Genomic DNA, 20,485 nt, shown 5'->3' with positions numbered 1-20,485 from the left:
AATGGATAAAAAATTAGGTTTAAATTTTAAAAATATTGGAATAAATTTTTATGAAATTAAAAATAGATTATTTTTTTTAATTTTTGCTTTAATAATTTTTCGTTTAGGTTCTTTTATTCCTGTACCTGGAATTGATACAGTATCTTTATCGAAATTATTAAAAAATCAACAAGGTACAATTATAGAAATGTTAAATATGTTTTCTGGAGGATCTTTAAGTCGAGCCTCGATTTTTTCTTTAGGTATTATGCCTTATATTTCATCTTCAATTATTGTACAATTATTAACTTTTATTTATCCAACTTGGAAAGATTTAAAAAAAGAAGGAGAAATCGGTCGTGAAAAGATTAATCAATATACTAAATATTTAACAGTATGTTTATCGATTATACAAGCTTTAGGAATTGCTTTAAGTTTACCTAATATGCCAGGTATGAGAACATTAATTTTTAAGTTAGATATATGTTTCTATTTAACAACTATAGTAAGTTTAGTGACTGGAACAATATTTTTAATGTGGATTGGAGATTTAATTACAGAATATGGACTTGGAAATGGAATTTCTGTAATCATTTTTGCAGGAATTATGGCAAATTTACCAATAGCTGTTTTTCATACTTTAGAAGCATTAAGATTAAATAATTTAAGTATATTACTTTTATTTGTAACGGTTATTTTAATTTTTTTAATTATTTATTTTGTTGTTTTTATTGAACGAAGTCAAAGAAAAATAGTTATTCATTATTCTAATAGACAGCAAAATAAAAGAATGCATATTTCTAATAATATTGCTCATTTACCATTAAAAATTAATATGTCCGGAGTGATTCCAGCAATTTTTGCTTCTAGTATAATACTATTTCCAACAACTATTGCATCTTGGATTAAAGAAAATAATCATAATTCTTGTTATTTGTTAAATTTATTTTGCATAAATTTACAACCAGGAACATTTTTATATATGATTTTATATACTTGTGCTATTATTTTCTTTTGTTTTTTTTATACTAATTTAGCTTTTGATTCTAGAGAAACTTCAGATAATTTAAAGAAATCTGGAGCTTTTATTCAAGGAATTCGACCTGGAGAAAACACTTCTAATTATATTAAAAAAATTATGTTTCGATTAACCTTTATTAATGCAATATATATTGTTTTTATTTGTTTAATTCCAGAATTAATGCATTTTTTAACACATGTTCCATTTTATTTTGGAGGAACTTCATTATTAATAGTTGTTGTAGTAATTATAGATTTGATTACTCAATTGCAAACATTAATGGTGTCTAGACAATATAAATCATCTTTTCGTAGAGCAAATTTAAATTTAACAAGATAAATTATATTGATATTAATTCCGGAGATCTAATGAAAGTTCGTACTTCTATAAAAAAATTATGTAGAAATTGTAAAATTATACGAAGAAAAAATGTAGTGCGAGTAATATGTAGTAATGATCCAAAACATAAACAAAGACAAGGATAAAAAATAAAACACAACATTTTTATATTATAAAAATTTTAAAATAATTTTATTAATGATAATAAGGAGTTAAAATTGGCTCGTATAGCAGGAATCAATGTTCCTGATCAAAAGCGTACTATAATAGCTTTAACATCTATTTATGGAATTGGAAAATCTCGATCTAAAATTATTTGTAACACTTTAAAAATAAATAATATAACAAAAATTTCAGAATTAAGTAAAGATCAAATAGAAGAATTAAGATTAGAAGTTGCAAAGTTTATTGTAGAAGGTGATTTAAGAAGAGAAAATACTTTAAATATAAAAAGATTGATAGATTTAGGTTGTTATAGAGGTGTACGTCATCGTAGAAAACTTCCTGTAAGAGGGCAACGTACGAAAACTAATGCTCGTACTAGAAAAGGACCTCGTAAATTAATAAAAAAATAATTTAGGTAATTAAAATTATTATGCAAAAAAAAAAAAATAGAATTAAAAAACGTGTTAAAAAAAAATTTTTAGATGGTATCGCACATATTTATGCATCTTTTAATAATACTATTGTTACTATTACCGATAAAAAAGGAAACACTTTAGGATGGGCTACTTCTGGTGGTTCTGGTTTTCGTGGTTCTAGAAAATCTACTCCTTTTGCTGCACAAGTAGCTGCAGAAAAATGTTCTGAAAAAGTTAAAGATTATGGTATAAAAAATTTAGAAGTAATGGTCAAAGGTCCTGGACCTGGAAGAGAATCTACTATTAGAGCATTAAATGCTGCAGGATTTAAAATTACAAATATTACAGATATTACTCCTATTCCTCATAATGGATGCAGACCACCTAAAAAAAGACGAGTATAAAATTTTTAAAAATTTAAAAAGAAATTAAAAAGAGTATTTCTATGGGAAAATATTTAGGTCCAAAATTAAAATTATGTAGACGCGAAAAAACAGATTTATATTTAAAATCTGGCTTAAGATCAATTGGTTCAAAATGTAAAATGGATCATTTACCAGGACAGCATTGTATAAGAAAAAAAAGAGTTTCAGAATATGGTAAACAATTGAGAGAAAAACAAAAAGTACGTCGTTTATACGGAATTTTAGAAAAACAATTTAGAAATTATTATAAAATTTCTGCTAAATCTAAAGGTAATACTGGAGAAAATTTATTAAGATGTCTAGAAAATAGATTAGATAATGTAGTTTACAGAATGGGATTTAGTACGACGCGCTTAGAAGCAAGACAGTTGGTTAGTCATAAATCTATTACTGTTAATAATATTATAGTAAACATTCCTTCATATCAATTATCTCCTAATGATATTATTGAAGTTCGAGATAAGTTTAAAAAACATTTAAGAATTAAAGCTGCTTTAGAGCTTTCTGAACAAAAAGAAAAATCAGCTTGGATTGAAGTAAACTCTTTAAAAATGAAAGGAACTTTTATTAGAGTACCAGATAGAATAGATTTATCTTCTGAAATTCAGGAGCATTTAATAGTAGAACTTTATTCGAAATAATTTTTTTTATACAGGTTTAATAATGGAAGACTCATTAATAAATTTTTTAAAGCCTAGATTAGTAAATATTCAACAATTTGATTATAAACATTCTAAAGTTACTTTAGAACCTTTAGAGCGTGGATTTGGACATACTTTAGGAAACGCATTACGTAGAATTCTTTTATCTTCTTTACCTGGATGCGCTGTAACTGAGGTAGAAATAGAAGGTATTTTACATGAATATAGCACGAAAGAGGGAATTAAAGAAGATATATTAGAAATTTTATTAAATTTAAAAGAATTACCTATAAAGATTTATGATAAAGATTTTTCTTACTTAACTTTGCAAAAACAAGGTATAGGTGTAGTTACAGCCTCTGATATTCAATGTGATTCGAGTGTAGAAATTGTAAATTTAAATCACATGATATGTAATTTAACTAATCGTTCATCTTCTATTAATATGAAAATTAAAGTAGAAAAAGGGAGAGGATACTCTCCAGCGTCTACTCGTTTTAAAAATAATACACATGAACATAATAGCATCGGAAAATTATTTATTGATGCATGTTATAGTCCGATTGAACGTATTTCTTATCAAGTAGAAGCTGCTAGAGTAGAGCAAAGAACAGATTTAGATAAATTGATAATAGAAATAGAAACTAATGGTACAATTGATCCAGAAGATTCTATTCGAAAAGCAGCTACTATTTTATCAAATCAATTAGAACATTTTATTGATTTAAAAGATATGCGTGAACCAATAGTACCAGTTGTACAGCCTGAATTTGATTCAATTCTATTAAAACCTGTAGATGATTTAGAATTAACTGTAAGATCTGCAAATTGTTTAAAAGCAGAATCAATACATTATATTGGTGATTTAATACAAAAAAATGAAATAGATTTATTAAAAACTCCTAATTTAGGAAAAAAATCGTTAACAGAAATTAAAGATATATTAGCAGCTAGAAATTTGTCATTAGGAACTAAATTAGAAAATTGGCCTCCAAAAAGTATTTTAGAAGAATAAAATAGATTTAAAAGGAATCTTATAAATTATGCGACATCAAAAAGTTGGTCGTAAATTAAATAGAAAAGGTAGTCATTTAAAATCAATGTTAATAAATTTATCATGTGCATTATTTTTACATGAGAAAATTAAAACTACTTTAGCAAAATCAAAAGAATTAAGAAGAATAGCAGAACCTATGATTACAGTTTCTAAGATTGATAATTTATCTAATCGAAGATTACTTTTTTCTAAAATTAGAAATAATAGTATTTTACATAAGCTATTTTCAGATTTAGGTCCTTTTTTTAAAAAAAGACCAGGTGGATATACTAAAATTATTAAATGTGGTTATAGAAATGGAGATAAATCTCCTATGGCGTATGTATTGTTAGTAAATAGAAATAATATACAAAATAAAATTTTAAAAAATAAATAGAAATTATCTTATGTATAAAGAACAAACGGCATAGGAATGCCGTTTTGTTTTTTGTAGAATTTTTTAATTTTTTAAAATTTTTTTTAAAGTAAAACACGACCTATTTTAAATAATTTTTTATAAGAATGTATTATTTTGCATACTTTGTTTATTTTTTTTCCAGAAATTTGTAATTCTGTAACGTTAATTAAATTATTTTTAGTACTTATTAATATTCCATTTTTATCGGCTTGAATAATTTTTCCTGGTGTTATTTTTTTAGTAGACTTAATAATATTTACTTTCATAATTTTAATCATAATTTTTTTTATAAAAAAGAAAGTTCCTGGCCATGAATTAAAAGCTCTAACTTTTTTTTCTATTTTTGATGCTTTTTTATTCCAATTAATTAAACCATTTTTTTTATATATTTTTTTTGTATAAGTTGCTTTATTTTCATTTTGCGGGATAGATAGTGTTTTTTTTAAAACAATATTTTTTAAGAATTTAATTAAAGATTTTTTTCCTAATATAGTTAGTTTTTTTTTTAATGTATTATATGTATCTGTTTTTTTTATATTAATTGATTTTTTATATAAAATATTTCCTGTATCTAATTTATTATTTATTTGAATTATACTAATTCCTGTTTTTTTTTCTCCTTGTAGTATAGCTGATTGAATAGGTGATGGACCTCTAAACTTTGGCAACAAAGAAGTATGAATATTAATACATCCTAACCGAAAGATTTTAATTATTTTATTTGGTATTATTAATCCAAATGAAACAATAATCATCATATCTGGTTTTTTTTTTTTTAAAATCTTAGAATATTTTTCTAAATTTAATGAATCTAATTGTATAAGTTGTAATTTATGTTTAATAGCTGTTTTTTTTACTTCAGAAAATTGAATTTTTTTTCCTCTACCGATTTTTTTATCTGTTTTTGTAATTACGGTTAATATATTAAATTTTTTTAAAATTAATTCATTTAAATGTATAGAAGAAAATTTATCAGTTCCTGCAAAAATTATTTTAATTTTTTTCATTATATTTTTTTTTTATTAATTTTTTTTTAATTCTATCTTTTTTTAAAGATGATAAATAATCTATAAATAATTTACCGTTTAAATGATCTATTTCATGTTGTATGCAGACAGAAAGTAAATATTCTGCGTCTAAAATAAAATTTTTTCCATAAATATCATATCCAGAAACAGTAATATTTTTAAATCTAGAACTAATTTCATATTCATAATTTGGAATAGATAAACATCCTTCTTTTATTTTTATTTTTCCATTTTTTTTTTGAATTTTAGGATTAATTAAAACTAATGGATATTTTAAAGGATATATTTTATCTATAACTATAATTTGTAATTGAATATTAACTTGTATTGCAGCTAAACCAATTCCTTTTTTTTTATACATTGTTTGAAACATTTTTTTAACTATATATTGAATTTTTTTATCAAAAATTTTTACAGGTTTAGCAATTTTACGGAGATTTTGATCTGGGTATTTTAATATTTTAAAAATATGCATTGTTTTAATTTTTTGATTTTTAAATGTGCAATATTATACATTATTATATGAAAAGAATTTTATAAAATAAAAATATATTTTTATAAAATAATTTTTTATAAAAGGATTATATGTTATGAATAAAAGTTTGTTGTTTTCTTTAAAAAATTGTATAAAAAAATTACATCAAAATGAAGTGATAGCTTATCCAACAGAATCAGTTTTTGGATTAGGTTGCAATCCGGATAGTGAAATTGCAGTAAAAAAATTGTTATTTATAAAAAATAGAAATATAAATAAAGGATTTATATTAATATCTTATCATTACAATCAGTTAATTCCTTATATTATTGAAAAAAAAATTTTAAAAAAAAAACATCTTTTGTTAAATAAAAAAAAATTTTTTACTTATCTGGTTCCCGCTCATTCTAAAGTACCAATTTGGTTAACGGGTAATTCTAAATTAATTGCTGTACGAATTACTCAACATAAATTAATAAAAAACTTATGTTTGTATTTTAATAAACCTATTATTTCTACAAGTGCAAATATATCTGGAGAAAAACCTTGTAAAAATATAAAACAAGTTAAAAAAATTTTTGGAAAAAATTTTCCAATTTTAAACGGATTTTTAGGAAATAAAAAAAAACCTTCTAAGATTATTAATTTATTAACTGGAGAAATTGTACGTGATTAATTTGAATAAAAATATTTATTATGCTGTATTTGGAAATCCAATAAATCATAGTAAATCTCCTAAAATACATAATTTTTTTTTAAAAAAGTATGATTTAAATGAAAAATATATTCGGATTTGTGCATCAAAGAAATTTTTTTTAACAGAAATTTTAAGTTTTTTTAAAAATGGAGGTAAAGGAGCGAATATTACTCTACCATTTAAAGAAAAAGTGTATTCTATTTGTACAAATTTAACAAAAAGAGCAAAGATATCTGGTTCTATTAATACGTTAAAAAAAAATTATATAGGTGAAATTATTGGAGATAATACAGATGGAATTGGTTTACTTACAGATTTAAAATTTAAAAATTTAATAAATAAAAATGATAATATATTAATTTTAGGTGCAGGTGGAGCAGCTAGAGGAATTATTTACCCTTTATTAAAATTTGGATGTAATATTTATATTACTAATAGAACTATTAAAAAAGCTCAAATTTTATCAAAAAAATTTAGAAAATTTGGATATATTAAATGTTTAAAATTACATCAATTAAATAAAAATAAATTTCAAATTATTATTAATGCTACTTCAGCTGGAATTTCTAATAATTCACCTTTAGTAATACCTTCTGATATTTTTAATAAAAAAATTATTTGTTATGATATGTTTTATGGAAATACAGATACTTTTTTTATGAAGTTTTGTAAAAAATTAGGTGCAACAAGAGTGTATAATGGAATAGGAATGTTAGTTAATCAAGCAGCTCATTCATTTTTTTTATGGACTAATATTTTTCCTAATATAAAAAATATTTTAGATATTTTAAAGAATTAATATATTATTTTTTATATTCATTGTTATTATTTTTTTTATAAAATTTATTAATATTTTAAATATATATTTTATATTTTTTTTTATTAATTATTATAAATTACTTGACTCTTATTTTTGAATATGTAAAATAGTTACATTAGCAAAAAAAAAAAAATATTTTATTTTTAAATATTTTGTAATACAATTATAAAAATTTTTTCAAAAATAAAATAATTATTGTAAAAATTAGTCCCCTTCGTCTAGCGGTCTAGGACACTGCCCTTTCACGGCAGCAACAGGGGTTCAATTCCCCTAGGGGACAACATTTAAAAAAAATATTTATTATTTTAAATTATTATGATATAATTGTTTTTTAAGTTAAACTTTATTTAAAATATTATTTTTTTTAAGTTCTTTAAAAATTCGGAACAAGTATAATTTAATTATTAAAACACCTGTGGGTTGTAAGGTTAAGTAAAAAAGCGTATATGGTGGATGCCTTGGCAGTCAGAGGCGATGAAGGACGTACTAATCTGCGAAAAGCGTCGATAAGTTGATAAGAAACGTTATAGTCGGCGATATCCGAATGGGGAAACCCATCATATTTTTATATGATATTATTTATTGAATAAAATAGATAAATAAAGCAAACCAAGGGAACTGAAACATCTAAGTACCTTGAGGAAAAGAAATCAATTGAGATTCCCTTAGTAGTGGCGAGCGAAAAGGGAAAAGCCCAGAGCATAAATTATAATTTTATTTTTAATAGAATAATTTGGAAAAATTAGCGATACAAGGTGATAGCCCTGTAAATGAAAAAAATATATTGTAAGCTCGAAAAGTAAAACGAGACACGAGAAATCTTGTTTGAAGATAGGGGGACCATCCTCTAAGGCTAAATACTCCTGACTGACCGATAGTGAACTAGTACCGTAAGGGAAAGGCGAAAAGAACCCCTGTTAGGGGAGTGAAATAGATCCTGAAACCGTATACGTACAAGCAGTAGAAGCTCAATTTTATAGAGTGACTGCGTACCTTTTGTATAATGGGTCAGCGACTTGTACTCTGTAGCAAGGTTAACCGAATTTTTAAAAAAGGGGAGCCGTAGGGAAACCGAGTCTGAAATGGGCGTTTTAGTTTCAGGGTACAGACCCGAAACCCGGTGATCTAGCCACGGGCAGGTTGAAAGTTAGGTAAAACTAATTGGAGGACCGAACCGACTGATGTTGAAAAATCAGCGGATGACCTATGGCTAGGGGTGAAAGGCCAATCAAACCGGGAGATAGCTGGTTCTCCTCGAAAGCTATTTAGGTAGCGCCTCGTGAAATTCATCTTCGGGGGTAGAGCCACTGTTTCGGTTAGGGGGTCATACTGACTTACCAATCCGATGCAAACTCCGAATACCGTAGAATGTTATCACGGGAGACACACAGCGGGTGCTAACGTTCGTTGTGGAAAGGGAAACAACCCAGACCGCCAGCTAAGGTCCCAAAATCATAATTAAGTGGGAAACGATGTGAGAAGGCATAAACAGCCAGGATGTTGGCTTAGAAGCAGCCATCATTTAAAGAAAGCGTAATAGCTCACTGGTCAAGTCGGCTTGCGCGGAAGATTTAACGGGGCTAAATTATGTACCGAAGCTGCGGCAGTATTTTTTTTACTGGGTAGAGGAGCGTTCTGTAAACCGTAGAAGATATATTGTGAAGTATATTGGAGGAATCAGAAGTGCGAATGCTGACATGAGTAACGATAAAGCAGGTGAAAAACCTGCTCGCTGAAAGACTAAGGTTTCCTGTCCAACGTTAATCGAGGCAGGGTAAGCCGACCCCTAAGGCGAGGCTGAAAAGCGTAGTCGATGGACAACAGGTTAATATTCCTGTGCTTGAATTTATTGCGACGGGAGGACGAAAGAGGTTAAATTATCCAAGCGACGGTTGTCTTGGTTTAAACGTGTAGACGTAAATATTTAGGAAAATCCGAATATTTTTTAAGTTAAGGCGTGATGACGAGTTATTACGGTAACTAAGTAATTTATACCATATTTCCAAGAAAATTCTCTAAGCATCAGATAAATTCAAATCGTACCACAAACCGACACAGGTAGTTAGGTAGAGTATACTAAAGCGCTTGAGAGAACCCAGATGAAGGAACTAGGCAAAATGGTGCCGTAACTTCGGGAGAAGGCACGCTAACTCGTAAGTAAGAGGATTTACTCCTTTAGCTGAAGTTAGTCGAAGATACCAGCTAGCTGCAACTGTTTATTAAAAACACAGCACTGTGCAAACATGAAAATGGACGTATACGGTGTGACGCCTGCCCGGTGCCGGAAGGTTAAATAAAGGAGTTAAAGGTAAAACTTAAAGCTCTAAAATGAAGCCCCGGTAAACGGCGGCCGTAACTATAACGGTCCTAAGGTAGCGAAATTCCTTGTCGGGTAAGTTCCGACCTGCACGAATGGCGTAATGATGGCTAGGCTGTCTCCATCTGGGACTCAGTGAAATTGAAATTGCTGTGAAGATGCAGTGTACCCGCGGCAAGACGGAAAGACCCCGTGAACCTTTACTATATCTTGACATTGAATGTTGATATTTAATGTGTAGGATAGGTGGGAGACGTTGAATCTAATACGCTAGTATTAGTGGAGTCAACCTTGAAATACCACCCTTTAAATATTAATATTCTAACCTAGCACCGTTAACCGGTGTAGAGACAATGTCTGGTGGGTAGTTTGACTGGGGCGGTCTCCTCCCAAAGAGTAACGGAGGAGTACAAAGATTGGCTAATTACGGTCGGAAATCGTAAGTTTAGTGCAAAGGCATAAGCCAGTTTAACTGAGAGCGTGATAACGCAATCAGATGCGAAAGCAGGTCTTAGTGATCCGGTGGTTCTGTATGGAATGGCCATCGCTCAACAGATAAAAGGTACTCCGGGGATAACAGGCTAATACCGCCCAAGAGTTCATATCGACGGCGGTGTTTGGCACCTCGATGTCGGCTCATCACATCCTGGGGCTGAAGCAGGTCCCAAGGGTATGGCTGTTCGCCATTTAAAGTGGTACGCGAGCTGGGTTTAGAACGTCGTGAGACAGTTCGGTCCCTATCTGCCGTGGGCGTTGGAAGATTGAGGGGATCTATTTCTAGTACGAGAGGACCGAAGTGGACGCATCACTGGTGTTCGGGTTGTCATGCCAATGGCATTGCCCGGTAGCTATATGCGGAAAAGATAAGTGCTGAAAGCATCTAAACACGAAACTTACCCCAAGATTAATCTTCCCTGAAACTCTTGTAAGTTTACTGAAGGGACGTTGGAGACTACAACGTAGATAGGCTAGATGTGTAAGCACAGCAATGTGTTCAGCTAACTAGTACTAATGACCCGAGCGGCTTAACCTTACAACACCAGAGGTGTTTTTAAAAATATTAATTAAAAAAATACTTGTTACCGATTAAAAATAAATATATAAAATATGTATACTTTAATATATAATTTTGTATATTAAAGTATACAAAATTTAAAAATTTAATAACCTGGTTAAAATAGTGTAATGGTACCACCTGAATCCATTTCGAACTCAGAAGTGAAACATTATAACGCCGATGGTAGTTCAGGGTCTCCCTGTGTGAGAGTAGGAAATTTCCAGGTTATTAATATTTTTTAAAACATTTCAAAAGTATAAAAATAAAATAAACTTTTATTTTCAAAAAATTAAAATTTGAAAATAAAAGTTTATTTTTTCACATCGTTAATTTAATAATTTATATTAATTTAATTTTTAATATTTCATAAAATTTATTTTAATAAAATTTTAATTAACATTTAATGTAAGTAATTATATATCATTTTCATGTAAAGGTAATAAACAGATGTCAAAGATTAAAGGTAATGTTAAATGGTTTAATGAAGCAAAAGGTTTTGGATTTATTACTCCTGAAGATGGAAGTAAAGATGTTTTTGTACATTTTTCAGCTATTCAAAGTGATGGATTTAAAACTTTAGCAGAAGGACAAAGTGTGGAGTTTGAAATTACAGAAGGAGAAAAAGGTCCATCTGCAATTAACGTTACCGGTTTATAAGAATATCTTATAAAATTTTTTTAAATGTTTTAACACTGTTCAGTGCTTTATTTTGTATAACAGGTGCTGAACAGAATATAATATAATTTTTTATAAAATCATTTTTACAGATTTTAATATTCCAACTTTTTTATAAATATATTCTATATATTTAAATTTATTTGCATATATAGTTAAAGAAAATGATATATATTTTTTTTTTTTACTGTAATGTATATTTTTTTTTTCTATTTTTATTTTTTTTTTTTGAAATATTTTAAAAATATCTTTTTCAATATTTTTTTTATTAAAACATATAATTTTAAAAGTAAAATATAAAGGAAATTTTATAATTTTTTTTAATTTTTTATACATAATTTTCTTAATTATATTTGAGTAATATTCATTTTTATATAGATTCTAAATTAATTTTATAGAGAAATATTAATGTTAAAAATTTTTAATACTTTAACTCGAAAAAAAGAAATTTTCAAATCTATTCTTCAAAAAAAAGTTTCTATTTATGTATGTGGTGTTACTGTATATGATAATTGTCATATTGGTCATGCAAGAACATTTATATTCTTTGATATTGTAAATCGTTATTTTAGAAATTTAGGATATTCTGTAAAATATGTTAGAAATATTACTGATATAGATGATAAAATTATTGAACGATCAAATTTAATTAAAAAAAATATTATTTCTTTTACAAAAAATATTATTAATCAAATGAACATTGATTTTAATTCTTTAAATATTTTAAAACCTTCTTTTGAACCTTGTGTTACTTCTCATATAGTAGATATAATTAATATGATTAGTGTATTAATTTTAAATAAAAATGCTTATATTGATAAAAAAGGAGATGTTTTATTTTCTATTAAAAGTTATGAAAATTATGGTCAATTATTGCATAAAAAAAATAATTTTAATAGTTCAGAAAATAATAATATTTATAAAAATGACTTTGTTTTATGGAAAAAAAGTAAAAATAATGAAATATCTTGGAAATCTCCTTGGGGAGATGGAAGACCAGGTTGGCATATTGAATGTTCAGCAATTAATTATTTATATTTTAAAAATACATTAGATATCCATGGAGGAGGAAATGATTTAATTTTTCCTCATCATGAAAATGAAAGAGCGCAATCAGAATGTTTTTATAAGAAAAAATTTGTAAATTATTGGATGCATACAGGGATGATTATTTTAAAAAATAAAAAAATGTCTAAGTCTTTTGGAAATACTTTTTTAATTAAAGATTTAATAAATTATTTTAGTTCTGATGTAATACGTTATTATTTTTTGTCAACTAAATATAAACATCCAATTTATTATAACGTAAATAATTTAATTAAAATTAATAAAATATTAAAGAAATGGTATTTTTGTATTAATTTATCTATAAATAAAAATTTTAATTTTTCTTTAAATAATTCTTCTTTATATTATGTTAATTTGTTTAAGAAAGCTATGAATGATAGTTTTAATACACCATTAGCAATTTTAATTCTATCAAATTTAGTTAAAAAAATAATTATTTTATATGATATGAAAAAATTTGAAAAAGCTATATTTTTTTCTTCTAAATTATATTACTTAGGTAGTATTTTAGGTTTTTTTAATTTTAATATCGATTCTAATAATTTAAATTATATTAAAAATATAAAGTTATATAAAAAAATAAAAAAAATTATTCAAAAAAGAAATCATGCAAGAAAATTAAAATTATGGGATAAAGCAGATTTTTTGAGAGAAAAGTTATTAAAATTAGGAATACATATTCAAGATACAAAAAATGAAACATTTTGGAACTTTTAGATTTAAAGATTTTTTTTATCATAATAATTTTCACAAATATATAAGGTATTTTGAAGTAAACTAGTTACTGTCATTGGTCCTACTCCTCCTGGTACAGGTGTAATATATGATGCTTTAAGATAACTTGAATTAAATTCTACATCTCCAACTATATTACCATTTTTTAATCTATTAATTCCTACATCTATAATAATTGCTCCTTTTTTAATCCATGTACCATGTAAAAAATTTGGTTGACCAATCGCAATTACTATTAAATCTGCATGTTTAATATATGTATTTAAATTTTTAGTAAATCTATGTGTAATAGTTGTAGTGCATCCGGCTAATAATAATTCTAACATCATAGGTCTTCCAACAATGTTAGATGCTCCTATTATTAATGCATTTAATCCTTTTATATTAATTTTATATTCTTTTAAAAGATTCATAATTCCTAAAGGAGTACAAGCTCTTAAACGTGGATTTCTTTGGCATAACAATCCTGTATTAAAAGGATGAAATCCATCTACATCTTTTTTATATGAAATTTTTCTTAATATTTTTGGTGTATTTAAATTTTTTGGTAAAGGTAATTGTATTAGAATTCCATGTATTTTAGGATTTTTATTAAAATCTTGAATGATATTAATAATTTTTTTTTCTGGAGTAGATTCATATAATTTACATATTTTTGAATTTAAACCAACTTTTTTACATGCAATTTTTTTATTTTTAACATAAATTTTAGAAGATTTATTTTTTCCTATTAATATAACTGCTAATCCTGGTCTAAATAAACCGTTTTTTTTTCTTTCATTAATTTTTTTTTTAATTTTTTTTTGAATTTTTTTTGCTATTTTTAATCCATTAATTATTTTTGCGATCATAGTATTTGATAATCCTATGTATTATTTTTTTTAAAAAAATAAATTTTTAGAGGTATAAACTAGTATTTTTTATAGAAATAATTTATAATATTAAAGTAAAAATTTATATTTATATATTAAAATTATAAGCGCTTTTAGCTCAGTTGGATAGAGCAACGGCCTTCTAAGCCGTGGGTCACAGGTTCGAATCCTGTAAAGCGCATAAAAATATAATACAATAAATTTATTGATTTAAAATTTTCATGATTTTTTTTTGTATTATAAATACTTTTTTTTTTCCATTAATTTTAAAAAATTTTAATTGATTAAGTTTATTTTTTTGTTTATAGTATTGTATAATTTTTTTTTTAAATAAGTTATATTCGTTTAATCTTTTTATAATTACTTTTTTAGTATCATCTTTTCTTGTAATTAATTGTTCTCCTGTAATATCATCTTTATTTTTATGTAAAGGAGGGTTATAAACCTTATGATATATACGTCCAGATTTCATATGAATTTGTCTACCAAGCATTCTTTTTAAAATTTTTTTTTTTGAAATGAGCAATTCAATTACATAATCTATTTTTATTTTATTTTGATCTATGATTTTTGCTTGATTTATAGTTCTAGGAAATCCATCTAAAATATATCCATTTAAACAATCTTTTTCAGCTAGTCTTTTTTTTATTATAGAGATTATTATACTATCTGAGATTAATTTTCCTTGTTCAATTTTTTTTTTTATATCTAAAGATTCTTTGTTTTTTTGAGTTAAAATAATTGATCTTAATAAATCTCCTGTAGAAATTTTAGGAATATTATATTTTTTTGAAATAAATTTAGCTTGAGTTCCTTTTCCTGAACATGGATAACCAATTAAAATAATTCTCATTATGAGTCCTTTTTAAAATTATTTGGATATATATTTTTAATGATAATTATCTATAATTTATATTGGAAATTTAAGATTATTAGACAAAGGCATAATTTCAGATAATTCTGACATTTTTTTTTTTTGTTCTTCTTTAATTTTTCTTGATGCATCATTGAAAGCAGCTATAATTAAATCTTCTATAATTTCTTTATCGTCATCTTTAAATAAAGATGGATCAATTTCAACTATTTTACAATGATGTTCTCCATTTAAAGTTATTTTTATTAATCCAGCTCCAGATTCTCCTGTTACTGTGATAGATTTCATTTTTTTTTGAATTTTTTTCATGTTTTCTTGCATTTTTTGAGCTTTTTGCATTAAATTTCCAAATTGATCTTTTTTAAACATATTATTCTCTTATTGAATTTTAAAATAAAAATAAATTTTTTTATATTTTATACTTTAAAATATTTTTTAATAGTTATAAATTATATTTTTAATGTATATTATTTAGAATCTAGAATTTGTAGTAAAGTTAATTCCATACCTAATTTTTTAGAAGGTGCATATTGTATATTTTTTCTACCATTTAAAATTATAGAATAATAATTTTTAATTTGAGAAAATTTATTCTCTTTGACTATATTATTTAAAATTTTTTTTTGTTGTTGATTGTATGTATTAGATTTCCATTCTATTGTAGAAATTTTTTTAATATATAAATAATGTAATAATCTTAAAATTTCAATTAATATTTTTTCAGGTTCGACATCTAAAGATAAAATTTTTTCTGTAGTATTCATAATTTTTCTTACATCTTTTTTAAATAATGAAATTAATAGAAAAATAAAATTTTCATATTTAAACGTTCCTAACATTTTTTTTACATGATCTATTTTTATTTTTCCATTTCCTATAGAAACTATTTGTTCTATTAAACTTAAAGCATCTCTCATGCTTCCATCAGCTGCTGTTGCGATTAATTCTAAAGTTTTTTTTTCAAATAATATTTTTTCTTGTTTTAAAATGTATTGAATTTTTTTTAAAATTTTTTTTTTTTTTATAGTTTGTAAGTTTAATTTAATACATCTAGATAGAATAGTTTTAGGTAATTTTTCAATATTTGTTGTTGCTAAAATAAATTTAACGTGTGCAGGTGGTTCTTCTAATGTTTTTAAAAGAGCATTAAAACTATATCTAGAAAGCATATGTATCTCATCTATTAAATAGATTTTAAATCTTTCTTTAATAGGAGGATATTTTGCGTTGTCTAGTAATTCTTTTATGTCTTCTACTTTTGTTTTGGATGCTGCATCAATTTCGATTAAATCAGGATTAAAATTTTTATCAATTTCTTGACAAGAATCACATTTTTGACATGGAATAGAAGTAATTTTTTTTTTACAGTTTAAACATTTAGCTAAAATTCTTGCAATAGTAGTTTTTCCTATTCCTCTTGTTCCATATAAAATCCATGCATGATGTATTCTATTTAATTTTAAACTATTAGAAATTGCTTGAATAATATATTTTTGACCTACTACTTCTTTAAAATTTTTAGGTCTCCATTTTCTAGCTAAGGCTTGATATATCATATTTTTCATTTTTTTTTAAAAGATTTTTATATGCTATCATAATTATATTTTTTTTTCATTAATCTTGTGAATTTCTTTTTAAATAAATTATAAAGAATTCTTGTATTTTTTTTATAAATAATGTATATTTCAGAATATATAAATAATATTTTAAAGTGTTTTATTAGTGTTTAATACGATGTTAAATTTTGAATACTTAGTCAGGTCTGAAAAGAAGCAGCTAGCTCAAAATAAAACATGCATATTAAAAATAATTAATAAAGCACTTTAAAAATATTTTTTTATTCTGATTTAAACAACTGTGATTTATACATAGAATAATATTTATTTTTTATATTCATTAATTGTTTATGTGTTCCTTTTTCAATTATTCTACCTTTATGTAAAACAATTATATGATCTGCTTGTACTACTGTAGATAATCTATGAGCGATCATAATTAAAGTTGTATTATTTTTAATTTCTAATAAAGATTTTTGAATTAATTTTTCTGTATAAGAATCAATATTAGCTGTTGCTTCATCTAAAACTAATATTTTTGGATTTCGGATTAGAGCTCTAGCAATAGAAATTAATTGTTTTTGACCAACGGATAGATTATTTCCTTGCTCGCTTAAATTAGTATACATTCCTTGTGGTAAAGATGATATCAATTTATCTAAATGTACTAATTTAATTATTTTTTTAATTTTTTTTGTTGAAACTTTTTTTCCTAAAGTAATATTTTCTAATATGCTTACAGGTAATATCATAGGTTCTTGTTGTATTAATCCAATAGAGTTTCTTAAAGAATAATGACTTAAATTTTCTATTTTATGTCCATCTAAATAGATTGCACCGCGATTAATTTTATAATATCCCATTAATAAATTGGCTAAAGTACTTTTTCCACTTCCTGTTTTTCCAACAAAAGCAATAAATTTATTTGGTTGAATATTAATATTTATATTAGATAAAATATAATTTTCTTGTTTTTTATATTTAAAAAATATTTTTTTAATATAAATTTTTCCGGTACTAATTTTTTTTTTAATTTTACCATATTTTTGTTGTGGAATATCCATAAGTTCAAAAATTCTTTCTCCAGCAACAATAGCTTTTTGTAATAAAGGCTGTTGGCTTGCAACAGAAATTAACGGTTCATTTAAACGAGATAAATAACTAATAAAAGCATATAAAACACCTACTTTAAATGTATTAATATCAGATATAATACATAAAAATATAATTCCACATAATATCATAGATGAAAGCAAGCTTAGTAAAGGTCTTAATAAAATACCTTCTAACTTTAGTATTTTCATTTTAAATTTATAATGCATATAACTAGTTTGAATGATATTTTTTCTAAACTTTTTTTCTTGTTTAAATTGTTTAATTACTTTAATACCATTTACAATTTCATTAAATTCATGATAGATTTTTGATAGATAATATCTTGTTTTTCTTAATAAAGGTACGCTATAGTATTGATAAGTAAATATTATAAATATAACAATTGGAATTAATATTATTGCAATAAGAGCCATTTTCCAAGATAATATAAACATTGCTATTAAAACTATAAAAACTAAAACAGAACTGTTAACTATTGAACCTAATATAGTATCGTATAATTCGCGTATAGATTCAGTATCATTTGTAATTTTTGATATAATATGTCCAATAGGTTGATTATCATATATTTTAATTGGTAATGTTAAAGTAGATTTCATTATATCATATCTAAGATTTTGAATAATTTGAATAGAGATTTTATTAAATATTATATTTTGTGAATAATATAAAATCACTGATGTTATTTGTAAAGTAATGAATCCAATAATATTAAATGCTATAATTGTTTTTGAAAATTCATGTTTTTCTAATATGTTTTTAATAAAATTACTAATTAAGATAGGTCCTAATACTTCAGATAAAGCTGCTGATAGAAGTAAAAAGACTCCAAAAAAAAGTAATTTTTGAAAAGGTTTTCCATATGTTGCTAATCTTTTAAGAGTAGGCCAATATTTCATAAAATTACACATTCTATTTCCTTTTATGGATTTTTTTACTATTTTTATTAATAATTTTGTGATTAGATATTGAATGACTATACCAATTTTTATTTTTAATTAGTTCTATATGTTTTCCTTTATGTTTAATTTTTCCTTTTTTCATGACTATAATTTTATCTGATTTTTGTAATGTAGAAAGTTTATGTGAACTCATAATGATAGTTGTATTTTTTCTTTTCCATTTAAAAATATTTTTTAAAACTAAATATTCTGTATTTCCATCTATTGCAGATAAAGCATCATCTAAAATTAAAATTTCTGGATTTAAAATTAAAGCACGAGCAAGAGCTATTCTTTGTTTTTGTCCTCCAGATAATAATATTCCTTCCGCTCCTATTAAAGTATCATAACCATCTTTTAAAGATAAAATTTCTTTATGCATGTTTACTATTTTTGCATATTTTTTTATTTCAGAAAAATTTAGGTTTTTATTACCCAAAGAGATATTATTTTTAATAGTATCAGAAAATAAAAAAGTTTCTTGATTAACTACTGCAATTTTTTTTCTCCAAGTTTTTAATTTAATTTTATATAATTCAATGTTATCATATAAAATTTTTCCTATAGTAGGATCAAATTCTCTTTGTATTAATTGTATTAAAGTGCTTTTTCCAGATCCTGTAGGCCCACAAATTCCTAATATTTCTCCATTTTTTATTTTTAGATATATATTTTTTAATTGTAAATTATTATTTTTTCTATAGAAAAATTTTTTTATAGAAATTTTTAATGATTTGTTCTTTTTTAAAGTTTTTATACTTCCATCTTTTATTTTAATTGGAGAATTTATTATTTTTTGTATTCTATTCCAAGCTGAACTTCCCCTTTCTACAATATTAAACATCCATGCTAAAGCTAACATAGGCCAAATCATTAATCCAAGATACATAATAAAACTAGTTAATTGTCCTAAGGTTATATGATTATTCCAGACTAACCAACTTCCGAAAGAAATAGCTAAAAGATTAGAAAAAGCAATAGATAAATATATTACTGGATCAAATTTAGCATCTATTTTAGTCACGTTAATATTTTTTTTACTAGATTTTTTTATTAATTTTAAAAAATCTTTTAATTGTGATTTTTCTAATCCAAAAGCTCTAACTATTCTAATACTAGTTAGAATTTCTTGTGTTTTATTATTTAAAATAGAAAAAGAACTTTGGTATTTAAAAAATTCTCTATGTAGTTCTGCTCCATATTTTTTAATAAAAATAGTCATAATAGGCATTGGAAGTAATGCAAAAAATGTTAATTTATAACTAATTTGTGTACACATGACAATTAAAACAGAAATTCCCATGACAGATGAATCTACTAATGTTAAAACGCCTTCTCCAGCAGCAAATATTACCCTTTCAATATCATTACTTACACGTGTAATTAAATCACCAGTTCTATTTTCTAAATAAAAATCTATGTTCTGTTTAATAATAGAATCATAAAAAATAGTTCTTAGTTTAATTGCTAATTTATATGAAGCTCCAAAGAGTAGTATTCTCCATATATATCTAAGAATATAAACTATAATAGCTATTGCTATCATACAGTAAATCCATTTTATAGATGCATCAAAGCACATTTTCTTTTTTACAATTAAATCTACGAGTATTCCAACAATTTTTGGAGGCATTACTTGTAGAAATGCAATTATAATTAATATTAAAACAGACCCTAGATATCTTTTCCATTCTTGAATAAAGTACCAACTTAATTGCTTAAATAGTTGCACAGGATAATCCTAATATTTAATTTTTATAAAAAAATAATTAATAAATTTTTAAATATTATAAAAAATTTTAAAAATAAAATTT

The 20,485-nt window shown here is 24.6% G+C and carries 20 protein-coding genes, 2 tRNA genes, 2 rRNA genes and 1 other RNA gene; 16 read left to right on the top strand and 9 right to left on the bottom strand.

The window, feature by feature from the left end; all coding sequences use genetic code 11:
• The first annotated feature begins 1 nt into the window (after position 1).
• From secY to rplQ, 7 genes are all read left to right on the top strand, one after another.
• A complete protein-coding gene (gene secY, locus AB4W58_RS01840) occupies positions 2–1,339 on the top strand; it encodes a preprotein translocase subunit SecY (RefSeq protein ID WP_367673985.1) in 1,338 nt (445 codons plus the stop codon).
• 29 nt (positions 1,340–1,368) lie between these two features.
• Positions 1,369–1,485, top strand: a complete 117-nt coding sequence (rpmJ, locus tag AB4W58_RS01835) for a 50S ribosomal protein L36 (protein ID WP_265226468.1) — start codon at positions 1,369–1,371, stop codon at positions 1,483–1,485.
• A gap of 72 nt (positions 1,486–1,557) precedes the next feature.
• Complete coding sequence (gene rpsM / locus AB4W58_RS01830) at positions 1,558–1,914, top strand: 30S ribosomal protein S13 (protein ID WP_367673984.1); 357 nt, start codon at positions 1,558–1,560, stop codon at positions 1,912–1,914.
• Between the two features lie 20 nt (positions 1,915–1,934).
• Positions 1,935–2,324 (top strand): 30S ribosomal protein S11, encoded by a 390-nt coding sequence (gene rpsK / locus AB4W58_RS01825; RefSeq protein ID WP_367673983.1) that lies wholly within the window; start codon positions 1,935–1,937, stop codon positions 2,322–2,324.
• A 41-nt stretch (positions 2,325–2,365) separates the two neighbouring features.
• Positions 2,366–2,986, top strand: coding sequence for a 30S ribosomal protein S4 (rpsD, locus tag AB4W58_RS01820; RefSeq protein WP_367673982.1), 621 nt, complete (start codon positions 2,366–2,368; stop codon positions 2,984–2,986).
• A 22-nt stretch (positions 2,987–3,008) separates the two neighbouring features.
• Positions 3,009–4,001 (top strand): DNA-directed RNA polymerase subunit alpha, encoded by a 993-nt coding sequence (gene rpoA / locus AB4W58_RS01815; RefSeq protein WP_367673981.1) that lies wholly within the window; start codon positions 3,009–3,011, stop codon positions 3,999–4,001.
• A 28-nt stretch (positions 4,002–4,029) separates the two neighbouring features.
• Positions 4,030–4,419: a 50S ribosomal protein L17 gene (rplQ, locus tag AB4W58_RS01810; protein ID WP_367673980.1), complete on the top strand. Its 390-nt coding sequence runs from the start codon at positions 4,030–4,032 to the stop codon at positions 4,417–4,419.
• An 83-nt stretch (positions 4,420–4,502) separates the two neighbouring features.
• Here rplQ and fmt read toward each other — a convergent pair whose 3' ends face one another.
• On the bottom strand, positions 4,503–5,447 hold the full coding sequence (fmt, locus tag AB4W58_RS01805) for a methionyl-tRNA formyltransferase (RefSeq protein WP_367673979.1): 945 nt from the start codon (positions 5,445–5,447) through the stop codon (positions 4,503–4,505).
• Positions 5,434–5,943, bottom strand: a complete 510-nt coding sequence (gene def / locus AB4W58_RS01800; protein WP_367673978.1) for a peptide deformylase — start codon at positions 5,941–5,943, stop codon at positions 5,434–5,436. The genes fmt and def overlap by 14 nt, the downstream gene beginning before the upstream one ends.
• Before the next feature lie 115 nt (positions 5,944–6,058).
• Between def and AB4W58_RS01795 the strand changes: the two genes are divergently transcribed.
• The 6 genes from AB4W58_RS01795 (at position 6,059) to cspE (ending at position 11,491) form a co-directional block, all read left to right on the top strand.
• Entirely contained in the window at positions 6,059–6,619 is a 561-nt protein-coding gene (locus AB4W58_RS01795; protein WP_367673977.1) for a Sua5/YciO/YrdC/YwlC family protein, read from the top strand.
• Positions 6,612–7,439, top strand: coding sequence for a shikimate dehydrogenase (gene aroE / locus AB4W58_RS01790; RefSeq protein ID WP_367673976.1), 828 nt, complete (start codon positions 6,612–6,614; stop codon positions 7,437–7,439). Before AB4W58_RS01795 ends, aroE begins: the two co-directional genes overlap by 8 nt.
• Positions 7,440–7,667: 228 nt before the next feature.
• A tRNA-Glu gene (locus tag AB4W58_RS01785) sits at positions 7,668–7,740 on the top strand.
• 146 nt (positions 7,741–7,886) lie between these two features.
• Positions 7,887–10,810: ribosomal RNA gene (locus tag AB4W58_RS01780) — 23S ribosomal RNA — on the top strand.
• Between the two features lie 134 nt (positions 10,811–10,944).
• Positions 10,945–11,060, top strand: a 5S ribosomal RNA gene (gene rrf, locus AB4W58_RS01775).
• Positions 11,061–11,281: 221 nt separating this feature from the next.
• Positions 11,282–11,491 carry a transcription antiterminator/RNA stability regulator CspE gene (cspE, locus tag AB4W58_RS01770; protein WP_265226478.1) on the top strand — a complete coding sequence of 70 codons (210 nt, stop codon included), beginning with the start codon at positions 11,282–11,284 and terminating at the stop codon, positions 11,489–11,491.
• A 90-nt stretch (positions 11,492–11,581) separates the two neighbouring features.
• On the opposite strand, the gene AB4W58_RS01765 is transcribed toward cspE, so the two are convergent.
• Positions 11,582–11,845 (bottom strand): DUF493 family protein, encoded by a 264-nt coding sequence (locus tag AB4W58_RS01765; RefSeq protein WP_367673975.1) that lies wholly within the window; start codon positions 11,843–11,845, stop codon positions 11,582–11,584.
• A gap of 72 nt (positions 11,846–11,917) precedes the next feature.
• Between AB4W58_RS01765 and cysS the strand changes: the two genes are divergently transcribed.
• Positions 11,918–13,294, top strand: coding sequence for a cysteine--tRNA ligase (gene cysS, locus AB4W58_RS01760; RefSeq protein WP_367673974.1), 1,377 nt, complete (start codon positions 11,918–11,920; stop codon positions 13,292–13,294).
• Positions 13,295–13,296: 2 nt separating this feature from the next.
• On the opposite strand, the gene folD is transcribed toward cysS, so the two are convergent.
• Positions 13,297–14,163 carry a bifunctional methylenetetrahydrofolate dehydrogenase/methenyltetrahydrofolate cyclohydrolase FolD gene (folD, locus tag AB4W58_RS01755; RefSeq protein ID WP_367673973.1) on the bottom strand — a complete coding sequence of 289 codons (867 nt, stop codon included), beginning with the start codon at positions 14,161–14,163 and terminating at the stop codon, positions 13,297–13,299.
• Positions 14,164–14,291: 128 nt separating this feature from the next.
• On the opposite strand from folD, the gene AB4W58_RS01750 reads away from it, so the two are divergent.
• Positions 14,292–14,365, top strand: a tRNA-Arg gene (locus AB4W58_RS01750).
• A 21-nt stretch (positions 14,366–14,386) separates the two neighbouring features.
• On the opposite strand, the gene AB4W58_RS01745 is transcribed toward AB4W58_RS01750, so the two are convergent.
• The 3 genes from AB4W58_RS01745 to dnaX all read right to left on the bottom strand — a co-directional run bounded on the left by AB4W58_RS01745 (position 14,387) and on the right by dnaX (position 16,614).
• The gene (locus tag AB4W58_RS01745) at positions 14,387–15,037 is read right to left on the bottom strand and encodes a nucleoside monophosphate kinase (RefSeq protein WP_367673972.1); all 651 of its coding nucleotides are present in this window, start codon (positions 15,035–15,037) and stop codon (positions 14,387–14,389) included.
• Between the two features lie 57 nt (positions 15,038–15,094).
• Positions 15,095–15,427, bottom strand: a complete 333-nt coding sequence (locus AB4W58_RS01740; protein WP_367673971.1) for a YbaB/EbfC family nucleoid-associated protein — start codon at positions 15,425–15,427, stop codon at positions 15,095–15,097.
• Positions 15,428–15,525: 98 nt separating this feature from the next.
• Positions 15,526–16,614, bottom strand: coding sequence for a DNA polymerase III subunit gamma/tau (gene dnaX, locus AB4W58_RS01735; protein WP_367673970.1), 1,089 nt, complete (start codon positions 16,612–16,614; stop codon positions 15,526–15,528).
• Positions 16,615–16,781: 167 nt separating this feature from the next.
• Here dnaX and ffs point away from each other — a divergent pair.
• Positions 16,782–16,868, top strand: an RNA gene (gene ffs, locus AB4W58_RS01730) — signal recognition particle sRNA small type.
• A 27-nt stretch (positions 16,869–16,895) separates the two neighbouring features.
• Here ffs and AB4W58_RS01725 read toward each other — a convergent pair.
• Together AB4W58_RS01725 and AB4W58_RS01720 are read right to left on the bottom strand one after the other, a co-directional pair.
• Entirely contained in the window at positions 16,896–18,641 is a 1,746-nt protein-coding gene (locus AB4W58_RS01725; RefSeq protein WP_367673969.1) for a SmdB family multidrug efflux ABC transporter permease/ATP-binding protein, read from the bottom strand.
• 1 nt (position 18,642) lies between these two features.
• Positions 18,643–20,403 carry an ABC transporter transmembrane domain-containing protein gene (locus AB4W58_RS01720; protein ID WP_367673968.1) on the bottom strand — a complete coding sequence of 587 codons (1,761 nt, stop codon included), beginning with the start codon at positions 20,401–20,403 and terminating at the stop codon, positions 18,643–18,645.
• Between the last annotated feature and the right edge of the window lie 82 nt (positions 20,404–20,485).

The sequence above is a fragment of the Buchnera aphidicola (Chaitophorus sp. 3695) genome (genome assembly GCF_964058985.1).
GTDB classification, from domain to species: Bacteria; Pseudomonadota; Gammaproteobacteria; order Enterobacterales; family Enterobacteriaceae; genus Buchnera_J; species Buchnera_J aphidicola_BQ.
Note: the sequence above shows the minus strand (reverse complement) of the source record. Positions and strands in the feature narration are given on the sequence as shown.